The organism is Arthrobacter sp. zg-Y1110, assembly GCF_025244865.1.
GTDB lineage: Bacteria > Actinomycetota > Actinomycetes > Actinomycetales > Micrococcaceae > Arthrobacter_B.
The window spans coordinates 1,648,155-1,661,074 of record NZ_CP104272.1 but is presented as its reverse complement, the minus strand read 5'-3'; the positions used below and the strand labels follow the sequence as shown (position 1 = coordinate 1,661,074).

Below are 12,920 nucleotides of genomic sequence, written 5' to 3'. Positions count from 1 at the left end.
AGCAGCAACGCCAGGACGAGGACATATATGGGACAGCACGGCGACAAGGCACGCGGAACCCTGCTCGATGCTGCCGAGGAGCTTTTTGCCCGGCACGGCATCGATGCCGTGTCCAACCGGCGGATCGCAGAGCACGCGGGAACCGCAAACCACTCCGCCGTCGCCTACCACTTCGGGGGGCGCGATGAACTGCTCGAGGCGTTGATCACCCGCCATCTCGAAGACACCTACCGCCGGCGTGCGCTGCTCCTGGAACAACTGGACGACGGCGCGGGTCTCCACGATTTGCTGGCCTGCCTGATCCTGCCGTGGGTGGACCATTTGGCGTCACTGCCCGTGCCGAGCTGGCGGGCGCGTTTCCTGCACCAGATGCGTGCGGTGCCCTCCATGGAGTCCGTGCTTCAGCGGTCGGCCGTGGCCAGCCCTGTCACCGAGGACTTGATCCGCCGGACCCAGGCCGCCGTCGGGGACCTCGCTCCCACTGTCCTGCACGGCCGTTCGTGGATCCTGGGCAACATGACCATCGGGGTCTGCGCGGAGTACGAGGCGCGCATCGAGGACGGAGCCGAGACACCGAACTGGACCGGGGTGGGCTACTTCCTGATCGATTCCTGCGCCGGGATGCTGTCCGCCCCGGTGACGCACCCCGGCGACTTCCTTCCGCAGCCCTCCCCGGTCTACCTGCTCTAGGTCTACCTGCTCTAGGTCTACCCGCCGGACCGGCCGACCCTGGCAGCCGCGACGGCACGTTCCGTTTCTTCAGCAATCAGGTCCGCGTTGACGGCTGCCCCCGCCGCCAGACCTGCCGCTGCCGCTCCGGTCACCTGCATCGACGGGACCACGATATTTCCGGCTGCATAAACCCCGGGAACGGTTGTGGCTCCGGTGGGTTCTGCCGCCGGCACCGCTGTTCCGGCGAGCCGCTCCCCCACGAACTGTTCCACCGGTTCGATGCCCAGATCCGCCAGATAGCCGGCACGGGCGTGCACCGGGGCAACGATCACCACTGCCTGCCGCTGCACCACTTCGCCCGAGGCCAGGCGTAGTCCGGTGAGCCGGGAGTCTCCCTCCACTGCGGTGACTTTGCCGGCAACCACCCGGATGCCGCGGGCGGCCAGCTCTTCGGCCTGCGCGCTGTCCGGCTCTCCCGCTGTGTGCAGAAACAGCCCAATGTCCTTGCTCCACTGCCGCCACATCAGCGCCTGATGCACAGCAGTCTCAAGGTCTCCGGCAAGAATCCCGATCTGCCGGTCCCGGACTTCCCATCCATGGCAGTACGGACAGTGCAGCACATCCTTCCCCCAGTACTGCGCCAGTCCCGGAATGTCCGGCAGGATGTCCCGTGCTCCGGAAGCGGCCAGCACCCGCCGGGCCAGCAAGGATTCCCCGTCGGCCAAGGAGACGAGGAACCGGCCGCCGTCGCCGCGGGTAACCGTGGAGACCGATCCGTCCAGCACAACGGCTCCGTAGCCGGCGATCTCGGCGCGGCCGGCGGCAGTGAATTCCGACGGCGGCGCACCCTCTAGACCCAGGTGGTTGTGCACGTGGGCGGCCGGGGAATTGCGGGGATCTGCTGCGTCAACCACCGCAACGGACCGGCGGGCACGCGCCAGGATCAACGCTCCGCTCAGGCCTGCCGCTGCGCCGCCGACCACCACGACGTCGTACTCGCCCGTTGCCATGCCCGCTCCTCGGAGAGTAGGAAATCAAGCCTTGGCCGGCCCCGGGACAAGCTCCGCCCGGCGTCGGCCGAACATGCGGTCATAAAGGACCGAGAAGACCATGGCCAGCACAACTGCTATGAGAATGAGAATGAGCATGCCGATGATCCCGCTCTGCAGGCCCGCGTCACCTTCGGCATCGAAATACAGCACCGCCCGGTTGGCCATGGTCATCTGGTAGAGCGGCTCGCCTCGGGCGATGAAAGCAAAGAACCCCGGCAGGGCCTCCAGCGGCACCACTCCGGTCGCGGCAGGCAGGCCCATAAACACCACGTAGATCAGTGAGAGCACCATGCCGATGCTGCCGAACAGAGTGATCAGCGCCGTGGTGACCGCCGACACCGTGACGATGGACAGCCAGGTCGTGAGGAAGAACCAGCCGCCGTGCGGAATCGGCATCCCGACGGCGGACGCCACCCACATCATCAGCCCAGCCGTCGGCAGCGCACCCAGGACGACGATGCCCCACTTGATCAGGTAGGTTTTCCACCGGGCAGGCTGCACCCTCGGCCCCAGGGCAAACCGCGGCCCCATTTCGACCGGCGCCACCCCCAGCCGCGAATCGACCAGGAAGTGGATGGCCACGGAACCACTGACGCCCACCACCATCAGCAGCACGGAGTAGAAAAACGCACCCATGCCAAGGGCGGAACCTTCCGGCGGGGTTTCATAAGCGGTGGTGGTGACAGAAATCGGAGCCCGGAGCAGGTCCGTCGAGGTGCCGTCCACGGTTGGTGCCACCTGCTCCTGCACCTGTGCCGGCAGGCCCAGCTCCCCGAGCTCGCGCTGTTGCTCGGCCCGGGCCTCGGTCTGGGCTTCCTCCGCGGCGGAGGTCAGCTGCTCCCCCAGGGCGGTGTTGGCCTGCTCGAGCGCCGGGTCGACGGCGGAGGTCGCCAGGCTGCTCGCCAGTGGCCCGGCCAACGGGTTCGAGTAGACGGTGATGGACGGCCGCGTAACGTCCGCGTCGCTCAGTGCACCGCTCACCAGTCCCAGGGCGTCGGCCGAAAAGGACTCCGGGATGACGACGGCGCCGTGGATCTGCCCCTTGCGCAGCTGGTCCTGGGCGTCGTCCCAGGACAGGACACGCAGATCGATTTCGTCGTTTCGCGCGAAGCCCTGCTGCATCTGGTCGGTGATGTTCTGCCCGAGGTTCTCGCGGCTGCCGCCGTCGGGCGGCGTCGCGCCCCTGTCCTGGTTCACCACGGCCAGCGGAAAGTGCTTGAGGTGGTCCCCCGGACTGCCGAGACCGCCGATGTACAGGGCGGTGCCGGCACCGCCCAGCAGCAGAAGCACCAGCAGAGGCAGGAGCCAGAACCGGGGGGACCAATACGAGTGCCTGCCGTGTCCGCGCCCCTGGGGCCGGGAATCGGATTCCATCGCATGTGCCGACATGGACACACCTCCCAGCTGAGCCTGAGTCGGGATTCGTCCTACCGTTTGAGGGTAGCCGCCGAGCAGGGCTGCGGATATAGCAGTGCGTCCTTCTTCCTCCTCTAGGGCTGCCGTACAGCCCTGCGGGACAGGGAATCCGCCACGGCGCGTTCCGTTTCCTCGGCAATCAGGTCCGCGTTGATCGCAGCTCCCGCTCCCAGGCCCGCAGCTGCCGCTCCGATGACCTGCATCATGGGAACCACTACGTTGCCGGCGGCATATACGCCCGGGACACTCGTGGCCCCGGTTGCGTCGACCGGCACTGCCGTTCCGACGGAAAGGTTCCCCATCACCTGCTCCACCGGTTCGATTCCGAGGTCCGCCAGGTAACCGGCCCGTGCCTGGAGCGGGGCAAAGACAACAACGGCTTGCCGCTGCACCACTTCGCCCGTCACCAGGCGCACTCCGGTGAGCCGGGGCTCTCCCTCCACTCCGGTCACTTCACCCGGCACCGTCCGGATACCGCGGGCGGCCAGTTGTTCGGCCTGTCCGCTGTCCGGCTCTCCCGCTGTGTGCAGGAACAACACAACGTCCTCACTCCACTGCCGCCACATCAGCGCCTGATGAACCGCACCTTCAAGGTTCTGCGCGATGATCCCGATCTGCTGGTCCTGGACCTCCCAGCCGTGGCAGTACGGGCAATGCAGCACGTCTTTTCCCCAGTGCGCCGCCAGCCCCGGAATCTCAGGCAGGACATCACGTGCTCCGGAGGCCGCCAGCACCCGGCGCGCTACGAGTGATCCCCCGTCTGCCAGGCTCACCCGGAAGCGGCCGTCATCGCCTCGGGTCACCGTACTCACGGATCCGTTCAGCACCACGCCCCCGTAGCCGGTGACCTCGTCCCGGCCAACGGCGTACAGCTCCGCCGGCGAGGCACCTTCCCTGCCCAGGTAATTGTGCACGTGGGCCGCCGGGGCGTTGCGCGGATCTCCGTCGTCCACCACGGCCACGGTCCGGCGGGCACGCGCCAATGCCAGGGCTCCGCTCAAACCGGCGGCCGAACCGCCCACCACCACTACGTCATAGATTGCCATGCCTGCTCCTTCTATTCAGCCGGGCACATCGTCCGGTGCTGTTCAGCCAGTCTGCGGCGGTTGCTCAACGCGAGCAATTATTCTTGCCGGTCTGGCAAATCCTGGGCCTACCGGATCCCGATATACAAGGCAGCCGGCGCCATGGCGTAGGTTTGCTTGCGTGACCGAAGAATCCCTGTCCGGCGTCGGAGACCGCCTGCGTTCCCTCCGGACGCAACGCCGCACCACGCTCGCCAGCCTGTCCGAGACCACCGGCATATCGGTGAGCACGTTGTCGCGCCTGGAGTCCGGCCAACGGCGGCCTACGCTGGAGCTGCTGATGCCCCTGGCCCGCGTCTACGGGGTCACCCTCGATGAACTCGTCGCCGCTCCCCCCATGGGAGATCCCCGCGTGCATATGCGTCCCATCCGGCGGCACGGGGCGCTCATCATTCCCCTCACCCAAAAGGCCACCGGCATAGGTGCCTACAAGTACATCCTCCCGGCGACCGACCACCCCGCAGTTCCGGATCCGCGAACCCACGAGGGATACGAGTGGATCTACATCCTCAGCGGACAGCTGCGGCTCGTGCTCGGTGACGAGGAATTGATCCTGCATCCCGGTGAAGCCGCTGAGTTCAGTACCCGGCTGCCGCATTGGATGGCCAGCGCCACGGCAGACGCGGTGGAGTTCATAGCCCTTTTCGGACCCCAGGGTGAGCGGGCCCATCTGCGCGCGCGCCCGTCGCCTGCCTAACCACCAGCCCCTTGACCTTGCCGCAGCGTCAACTTCTAGGGTTGGTGGTGGTGTCGAGAAGGAGCACACGTGGACTGGTCCATTGCGGACGTGGCGAAACTGGCCGGAACAACCTCCCGGACCCTGCGCCATTACGACAGCATCGGCCTGCTGGCCCCCTCACGGGTCGGCGCCAACGGCTACCGGTATTACGACCGGGCAGCCCTGGTCCGGCTGCAGCGGATACTGCTGCTGCGCCAGCTCGGAATGGGCCTGCCGCAGATCGGGCAGGTATTGGAAGGCCAGCGGGATGATGCCGCTGCCTTGGCCGAGCATCTGGTGTATCTCCAGGATGAGCAGGCCCGGCTGCAGACACAGATACGTGCAGTGCGCTCGACGCTGGAGGCACTGAAAGGAGATGAGGAAATCATGGCAGAGAAAATGTTTGAAGGCTTTGACCACACCACATACCGCGAGGAGGTGGAAGAACGCTGGGGCACGGAGGCCTACGCCGAATCCGACCGCTGGTGGCGTTCCCTGGACGACGCCGGCAAGCGCGGCTTCTCCGCTGAACATTCAGCACTGCAGGACGCCTGGGACGAGGTTCAGCGCCGGGGGTCGGCGCCTGCGAGCGCCGAAGCGCAGGAACTCGCGCGGAGGCATGCGGAATGGATCGCTGCCGGTACCCGGAAGGAGCCCGATCCGCAGATGCTGATCGGCATCGCTGAAATGTATGTGGCCGATGACCGCTTCGGAGCCAACTACACCCGTGAGTTCAACTCGGGTGCGCAGTATGTCCGCGACGCGCTGGTCGCCTACGCCCGGGGCCTGCCGGGGTAGTCCTTCCGCGCACGGCGTCCCACCGTTTGGTGCTGCTGTGCCTGATGGGGTCACACACGGCTCATCAGTCACGGATCGTGGGACGCTGTGTGCTTCTCTACACCGGCCATCCCCTCCGCCCCGTCCCGGCCTACTCCCCCAGCATCCGTACCAGTGCGTCCAGCACCTGGACCTGCCCCTTGACCAGCTTGGTACGCGCAACGGACACCGGAAACCAGCCGGCCCGGTCGATCTCCGGGTACTCGCGGACGGTGCCCGATCCCCGCGGCCATTCCAGTTCGAATGTGTTGCTCTCGATCCGTTCCGGAGCAAAGTCCGCCTCCGCGGCGAAGACCGTCACGGTCTTTTGTGCCGACTGCCGGAAAGTGCCCAGCAGCAGATACTCGGCCGCCGGCGCCTGAGTTCCCATCTCCTCGGCGAACTCCCGCAGTGCTGCGGCCCGCGGTTCCTCCTCGGGCTGGTACTCCCCCTTGGGAAGAGACCAGGCATGCTCGTCCTTCCGCGCCCAGAACGGACCGCCCATATGGCCTATCCATACCTCCAGGCCTTCAGCCCCGCGCCGGTACAGCAGGATCCCTGCACTGGTAATCATGTACGTCTCCCCTCGGAGGCTCAGGCGTTCCAAACCCGAACGTGACAATGGGCGGCAGGCCGCTGCGCAAACGTTCGAAGACAAACCTCTCATGCGGGACGACGTCGGCGGGCAGGTCATCCAGGGAAAACCACTCCAGCCGGGCCGCCTTGCCGGGCTCCATGATGCGCGGCTCCCCCGACCAGGCGGCGCAGCGGAAGAAGAAGTCCACCCGCTCGTCCACGGCTGTCCCGGTGTCCTCCTGCGTGCGGTGCATGGACGTCAGCGGCACGACGTCGTCGGGCGCCACCGCTATGCCGAGTTCCTCCCGCGCCTCCCGCACGGCGGCCTGCACGGCTGACTCCCCCGCCTCCACATGTCCGGCTGCGGCCGTGGCCCAGTAGCCGTCCATGTACCCGGTGCCCTGCCGGAGCTGCAGCAGCACCCGGTCCCGGCGCTGGAAGATGAGATAGCTGGCCGGCACAACCTGGAATCGGTTCAACAACGCGGGGTCCCCTCGGTCGGAAAGCTGGTGCCCCAGCCTAGCCGAGGTTCACCGGCAGGCCGGTCAGCAGCGACTCCTGCGCGGCATCGGCCACCCGGGAGGCCGCCACGGACTCAACAGGCGTGCAGGGGTTGTCCCGGCGGCCGAGGACCAGTTCCACGAAAGCGGCCATCTCCGCCCGGTAGGCCGCTTCGAAACGCTCGGCGAAGGAATGCGGCGGCCTGCCGGAGGGGAAATCGACGCCCGGTTCCGCGGAGCGGACCGCCATCGTGTCGTCCAGGCCCACCAGCAGCGTGGAGCGGGAGCCGGCAATCTCCAGCCGCACGTCATGCCCCGCCCCGTTGTAGCGCGCAGCGGACACGGTCCCTACCGTCCCGTCGTCGAGCGTGACGAGGGCCAGCCCGGTGTCAATGTCACCCACGCGGCCGATCTCCGGATCCCCCTTGTTGGACCCCACGGCATACACCCGGACAATCTCGCGGCCCGTCAGCCAGCGGAGGATGTCGAAATCATGCACGGAACAGTCACGGAACAAGCCGCCGGAGGACGCCAGGAACCCGACGGGCGGCGGCTCCATGTCCGAGGTCACGGCCCGGAAGGACTGGACCCAGCCGAGCGCGCCGTCCTGCAGCAGCCGTTTCGCCGCCAGGTAGCCGGCATCGAAGCGCCGCTGATGGCCCATCTGGACGACGCCGCCGCGGGCCTGGACATACTCCAGCACCGGCAGGGACGCCGCGGTGTCCCCGGCAAGGGGCTTTTCGCAGAAGACCGGCACCCCTGCGTCCACCCCCATGCGCACGAGGTCCGGATGGGCGAGCGTGCCTGCGGCTATCACCAGCCCGTCAATCCCTTCATCAAGAAGTGCTTCCGCCGAGGGAACGGATGCGGCACCGAGGCGCTGCGCCACGGTATGCGCCCGCTCCGCGGCGGCGTCGGCGATGACCAGCTGCACCGGCGGAAGGGTTCCCTCCCCCGTGCCCAGCTCGGCGAGGTTCCGCGCATGCAGGGTCCCGATCCGTCCGACGCCGGCCAGCCCCAGGCGGATCGTGTCGGGTTCCTGCCGGGTCTTCACTGCCGTGCCGCTAGCCCCGGCCCGGTTCCGTGCCGCCGACTTCGGCCTCCACCTCGGCGACGATGTCGCCGTGGCCGCCAAGTGCCTCCAGCTCCTGGGCCAGTTCCACCAGTTCCTCGCCGCCGGCCATCTGGGTGGTCAGCTGGTCGAGGGTGATGTCCTGCTTGTTGTAGTAGCCGGTGGACCGGCCCCGCTTGAGGAGCAGGAACCGGTCTCCCACGGGATACGCATGGTGCGGATTGTGGGTAATGAAGATGACCCCCAGTCCGCGGTCCCGTGCCTGCAGGATGTACCGCAGCACCACCCCGGACTGCTTCACCCCGAGTGCCGCCGTCGGCTCGTCGAGGATCAGCACCTTGGCACCGAAGTACACCGCCCGGGCAATGGCCACGCATTGCCGTTCGCCGCCGGACAACTGTCCGATGGGCTGCTCCACGTCGCGGAGGTCAATGCCCATCTCCGAAAGTTCCTGCTTGGTGATCTTTTTCATCCGCGCAACGTCGAGCCGGCGGAACGGTCCGGCGCCGGTGGTGAGCTCCGAGCCCAGGAAGAAGTTCCGCCAGATCGGCATCAGGGACACGACTGCCAGGTCCTGGTAGACGGCGGCGATGCCGGCGTCCAGGGCCTCCCGCGGGGAGGAGAGCCGCCGTTCCTCCCCGGAGATGGTCAGGGTGCCTTCATCGTGCTGGTGGAGTCCGGCCACGATTTTGATCAGGGTGGACTTGCCGGCGCCGTTGTCGCCCAGCACGCAGGTGACGCGTCCGGCGTCGACCGCCATGGTGACATCGCGAAGGGCAATGATGTTCCCGTAGTGCTTGCCCACGTGCTCCAAGGAGAGCAGGTGTGCCGGTGCGGTGGTCCCGGCGCTGCTCGCGGGGGCCTCGTGTTCAACTCCGGTGCTGTCCATGGTTCTCTCCGTCTTCTCGCTACTGCTGTTCTGCCCGGCGTTTGACCATCAGGTTCACTACCGTTGCCAGCAGGAGCATCAGGCCCAGGAAGAACTTGAACCAGTCGGGGTTCCACTCGGCGTAGACAATGCCCTTGTTGGCCATGCCGAAGATGAACGCACCGATGGCCCCGCCGACCGCGGAACCGTACCCGCCCGTCAGCAGGCAGCCGCCGATCACTGCGGCAATGATGTAGAGGAATTCGTTGCCGATGCCTTCACCGGACTGGACCGTGGAAAAGGCGAAGAGGTTGTGCATGCCCAGCACCCAGGCACAGAATCCCACGCCCATAAACAGGCCGATCTTGGTTTTCACCACCGGCACCCCCACGGCCCGGGCAGCGTACGCGTCACCGCCGGAGGCGAAGATCCAGTTGCCGATCCGGGTCCGCAGCAGGATCCAGGAGGCCAGTGCCACCAGTGCAATCCAGATGAAGACGGTCACCCGGACTTCCACGTCGCCGATGGTCAGCGAGGAGGCAAAGACCGCCCGCCCGGATTCGAAGCCGTCCATCGTGGAGATGGACGGTGTTGATACGCTGCCGCCGATGGCGCGGGTGAGTCCGAGGTTCAGCCCGGTGAGCATCAGGAAGGTGGCGAGGGTGACGATGAAGGACGGCAGCCGGGTCTTCACCAGGATCCAGCCGTTGACGAAACCCACACCCAGGGACAACAGCAGTGCCAGTCCCACGCCCACCCAGACGTTGGTGGCGAAATACCAGCTGAAGAGCGAGGCCATCAGCGCCGAGCTGATCACGGCCACGCCCGCCGAAAGGTCAAACTCCCCGCCGATCATGAGCAGGGAAACACCCACGGCCATAATCCCGATGGTGGAGGCCCCGTACAGGACGGTGGCGATGGATCCCGGCTGCAGGAACACCGGTGCCACCAGGGAGAAGAACACGAAGAGCGCCACTGCCCCCACCAGTGCGCCGATCTCCGGCCGGCCCAGCAGTCTGGCCAGCGGGCCTTTGCCGGCGATCCGTTCATCCGCCGCCGGAGCCGTCACGGTAGCTGTAGTTGCCATCTCGGCCTTCCTTTTCCGTTCCGCCGGCTCCGCTAGCGGATGCCGTCTTCGGCGAAGGCCAGCACCTCTGAGGCGTTGGTGGAGTCAATGATGGTGGGGCCGGTGAGGACCGGCTGCCCGCCGCCGAGCTGGAACCCGCCGCGGTGGTACTGCCACAGGGCGTCCACGGCGCCGTAGCCCTGCATCCATGGCTGCTGGTCAACGGTAAAGATCACCTCTCCGTCCGCAATCTTCTGTGCCATCTCGGCGTTCAGGTCGAAGGACGCAACCTTGGCGTCGCTGCCGGAACCGGCCACCGACTTCAGGATGGTCAGGGTGTAGGGCGCGCCCAAACCGACAATGACGTCGACGTCGTCGGTGGCCTGCAGCTTCGCCGTGACGGTGGACTCCACCTGCGTCATGTCGGTGCCCTGCACGTAGAGGACCTCGGTGCCGGGGACCACGGCCTTGACACCGGCGCACCGGTTCTCCAGGCCAACGTGCCCCTGCTCCTGGATGACGCAGACGGGATGGGTGTAGCCGTCCGAGGCGAGCCGTTCCCCTACCGCCTGGCCGGCTAGCTGCTCATTGGAACCGAAATGGGTGAAGGCGCCGAGCTCCGCGGAGCGGTCCTCGCCGGCGTTGAGGGTCACCACCGGAATGCCCGCCGCGCGGGCGTCCTCCAGCGCACCTGCCAGGGCGTCCGGTTTGGCCAGGGTGACGGCTATTCCGTCCACGCCCTGCTCCACGGCCTGCTCCACCAGCTGCGCCTGGCGGCCGCCCTCGGGGTCCGAAAGGTACTGAAGCTCCACGTTGTCCTTCCCCGCGGCTTCCTCCGCACCCTTGCGGACAATGTCCCAGAAGGTGTCGCCGGGAGCGGCGTGGGTAATCAGGGCAACCTTGATCTGTTCTGTGTCCGCGACGGCTCCGCCGTCCTGGCTCTCGGGTTCGGGCGTCCGCCCTCCCTCGCTCGAACACGCGGCCACCGTCAACGCGGATGCCAGTGCCGCCGCCGCGGCGAAGCGCCGCCAGGAACGTTTTTCTGACACGACAGTCTCCTTTGTCTTCGTGGTCCGTTCCTCCCCGATAACCCGCGCCTGCACCCATGGTGCACCCGCTCGGTTCGGTACTAGGAGCCCCAGAATAGTCCGCAGGGTTCCGGAGTCAATAGATTGTCAGGACATATTGTTGGCCCCTTCGCGGATTACGGAGCAGTGCGTACGGAGCGCTTCGGAACCTCTGCTGCCGGACACCGGGTTCCTGCTATGCTCGCAGTCAACTTTGTCCTGTCATCGCATCAAAGAGTCACCCGTGGATCCGGCACCCGACGGATTAAGGAGCGGCCCGTGGGAACGGAACTGAACATCCCGATTGACCGGTCCTCGCCGGTTCCCCTCTACCATCAGGTGGTCCAGGGAATCGAGGCGGCCATCCACAGCGGAGAACTGGAGTTCGGCTCCCGGCTGGACAACGAGATTGAACTCGCCGGCCGGCTGAAGCTCTCCCGCCCCACAATGCGCAAGGCCATGGACGAACTGGTCCGCAACGGCCTGCTGGTCCGCAAGCGCGGCGTCGGCACCCAGGTTGTGTCCAGCCAGGTGCGGCGGCCGCTGGAACTGTCCAGCCTCTTTGATGATCTGGAGCGTACCGGTCAAAAACCGGCCACGAAGGTGCTCGACTTCCGGCACGGCCCGGCGGACGCCGCCGTCGCCAAGGCGCTGGACCTGCCCGACGGGGTGAACACCTACCACTTCACCCGGCTGCGCAGCGTGGACGGCAAGCCCCTGGCCGTGATGGAAAACTGGGTGCGGGATGACATCGCGGAGATCACCGAAGAGGGGCTGCGCAGCCGCGGCCTGTACCAGATCCTCCGGGACGCCGGCGTGAACTTCCGGCTGGCCACCCAGCGCATCGGTGCCACCGTCGCGAGCGGCCGGCAGTCGGAGCTGTTGGAGACCCGGCCGGGTGCCGCGCTCGTGACCATGGAGCGCACCGCCGTCGACGACGCCGGGCGCAGCGTCGAAACCGGCCACCACGTGTACCGGGCCGACTCTTACACGTTCGAAATGACGCTGGTGCAGCGCTAGCATCGGCACACCAAGGCAGGGTATTCCCTTCTCCGACAGGGGCTCGACATGCAGGAACCGCAGCAGTGGGTGTATCCGTCCGGTTCTGCCGCACGGGAACCCTGGCAGGTCTCCCTCGGCGCATCGGACAGTCTCCCTGTCACCGGCTGGGCGCACACCGGACTCAAGGTAGCCGAGCTCGGACCGGATTCGGCGGTGTCCCTTCCCGCCGAATCCGAGGAGCGGCTGGTCATTCCCCTGTCCGGGTCCTTCACCGTGACCGCCGACGGCACGGACTACGCACTGCGGGGGCGGACCTCGGTCTTCGACGGTCCCGCAGACGTCCTGTACTCCGGCACGGATACGGCACTGACCGTTTGGTCGCGGGACGGCGGCCGGGTGGCCGTGGCCCTGGCACCGGCGTCCACCTCCTACCCGCCGCGGGTCGTGAAGAGCGAGGAAACCCCGGTGGAACTGCGCGGAGCCGGGAACTGCTCGCGGCAGGTCCACAACTTCGGCACCCCGGCCGCCCTGGAAGCGGACCGCTTCATTGTCTGCGAGGTGCTGACCCCGGCCGGCAACTGGTCCTCCTATCCGCCGCATAAGCATGACGAGGAAAAGGACGGCGAAACACAGCTGGAGGAGATCTACTACTTCGAAACCCGGATCTCGCCGCAGGCACCGGCGGGCCAGGCGGCAGACCCCGTGGGATACGCCCGCGTCTACGCCTCGGATGACCGGCCCATCGACGTTACGACCGAGGTGCGGACCGGCGACGTCGTCCTGGTTCCCTATGGCTGGCACGGCCCGGCCATGGCAGCACCCGGCTATGACCTGTACTACCTCAACGTCATGGCCGGTCCGGGACCGGTGCGCAGCTGGCTGATCAGCGACGACCCGCAGCACGGCTGGATCCGCGGCAGCTGGGAAGGGCAGGCGGTGGATCCCCGCCTGCCCTTCGGCTCCTGAGGCGCTGCGCCGCCTGGGACGCTGCGACCCGACCGCCGGTCCGC

The 12,920-nt window shown here is 67.1% G+C and carries 14 protein-coding genes; 5 read left to right on the top strand and 9 right to left on the bottom strand.

From position 1 onward, the window contains the following. The first annotated feature begins 27 nt into the window (after window positions 1-27). Window positions 28-690 carry a TetR/AcrR family transcriptional regulator gene (locus N2K99_RS07750; RefSeq protein ID WP_227933416.1) on the top strand — a complete coding sequence of 221 codons (663 nt, stop codon included), beginning with the start codon at window positions 28-30 and terminating at the stop codon, window positions 688-690. A 17-nt stretch (window positions 691-707) separates the two neighbouring features. Here the strand turns inward: N2K99_RS07750 and N2K99_RS07745 are convergent, their stop codons facing one another. From N2K99_RS07745 to N2K99_RS07735, 3 genes are all read right to left on the bottom strand, one after another. Continuing rightward, window positions 708-1,682, bottom strand: coding sequence for an NAD(P)/FAD-dependent oxidoreductase (locus N2K99_RS07745; RefSeq protein WP_227933415.1), 975 nt, complete (start codon window positions 1,680-1,682; stop codon window positions 708-710). 24 nt (window positions 1,683-1,706) lie between these two features. Next, window positions 1,707-3,113 carry a YhgE/Pip domain-containing protein gene (locus N2K99_RS07740; protein WP_227933414.1) on the bottom strand — a complete coding sequence of 469 codons (1,407 nt, stop codon included), beginning with the start codon at window positions 3,111-3,113 and terminating at the stop codon, window positions 1,707-1,709. A 101-nt stretch (window positions 3,114-3,214) separates the two neighbouring features. Continuing rightward, a complete protein-coding gene (locus N2K99_RS07735) occupies window positions 3,215-4,186 on the bottom strand; it encodes an NAD(P)/FAD-dependent oxidoreductase (protein ID WP_227933413.1) in 972 nt (323 codons plus the stop codon). A gap of 160 nt (window positions 4,187-4,346) precedes the next feature. Here N2K99_RS07735 and N2K99_RS07730 point away from each other — a divergent pair, with 160 nt between their 5' ends. Both N2K99_RS07730 and N2K99_RS07725 read left to right on the top strand, forming a co-directional pair. Then, entirely contained in the window at window positions 4,347-4,922 is a 576-nt protein-coding gene (locus N2K99_RS07730; protein ID WP_227933412.1) for a helix-turn-helix domain-containing protein, read from the top strand. 69 nt (window positions 4,923-4,991) lie between these two features. Then, window positions 4,992-5,741, top strand: a complete 750-nt coding sequence (locus N2K99_RS07725) for a MerR family transcriptional regulator (RefSeq protein ID WP_227933411.1) — start codon at window positions 4,992-4,994, stop codon at window positions 5,739-5,741. Between the two features lie 130 nt (window positions 5,742-5,871). Here the strand turns inward: N2K99_RS07725 and N2K99_RS07720 are convergent, their stop codons facing one another. The 6 genes from N2K99_RS07720 to N2K99_RS07695 are packed head-to-tail and all read right to left on the bottom strand — an operon-like array spanning window position 5,872 to window position 10,890. Further along, on the bottom strand, window positions 5,872-6,333 hold the full coding sequence (locus N2K99_RS07720) for an NUDIX domain-containing protein (protein WP_227933410.1): 462 nt from the start codon (window positions 6,331-6,333) through the stop codon (window positions 5,872-5,874). After that, the gene (locus N2K99_RS07715; protein WP_227933409.1) at window positions 6,290-6,814 is read right to left on the bottom strand and encodes an NUDIX domain-containing protein; all 525 of its coding nucleotides are present in this window, start codon (window positions 6,812-6,814) and stop codon (window positions 6,290-6,292) included. Before N2K99_RS07715 ends, N2K99_RS07720 begins: the two co-directional genes overlap by 44 nt. Window positions 6,815-6,854: 40 nt before the next feature. Then, on the bottom strand, window positions 6,855-7,889 hold the full coding sequence (locus tag N2K99_RS07710) for a Gfo/Idh/MocA family oxidoreductase (RefSeq protein WP_227933408.1): 1,035 nt from the start codon (window positions 7,887-7,889) through the stop codon (window positions 6,855-6,857). Between the two features lie 10 nt (window positions 7,890-7,899). Next, entirely contained in the window at window positions 7,900-8,796 is an 897-nt protein-coding gene (locus N2K99_RS07705; RefSeq protein ID WP_227933407.1) for an ATP-binding cassette domain-containing protein, read from the bottom strand. Window positions 8,797-8,815: 19 nt separating this feature from the next. Further along, complete coding sequence (locus N2K99_RS07700) at window positions 8,816-9,862, bottom strand: ABC transporter permease (protein WP_227933406.1); 1,047 nt, start codon at window positions 9,860-9,862, stop codon at window positions 8,816-8,818. A gap of 32 nt (window positions 9,863-9,894) precedes the next feature. Beyond that, entirely contained in the window at window positions 9,895-10,890 is a 996-nt protein-coding gene (locus N2K99_RS07695) for a substrate-binding domain-containing protein (RefSeq protein WP_227922017.1), read from the bottom strand. 297 nt (window positions 10,891-11,187) lie between these two features. On the opposite strand from N2K99_RS07695, the gene N2K99_RS07690 reads away from it, so the two are divergent. Continuing rightward, on the top strand, window positions 11,188-11,928 hold the full coding sequence (locus N2K99_RS07690) for a GntR family transcriptional regulator (protein ID WP_227933405.1): 741 nt from the start codon (window positions 11,188-11,190) through the stop codon (window positions 11,926-11,928). Window positions 11,929-11,976: 48 nt separating this feature from the next. Continuing rightward, a complete protein-coding gene (gene iolB, locus N2K99_RS07685; protein WP_227933404.1) occupies window positions 11,977-12,876 on the top strand; it encodes a 5-deoxy-glucuronate isomerase in 900 nt (299 codons plus the stop codon). Window positions 12,877-12,920 lie beyond the last annotated feature (44 nt).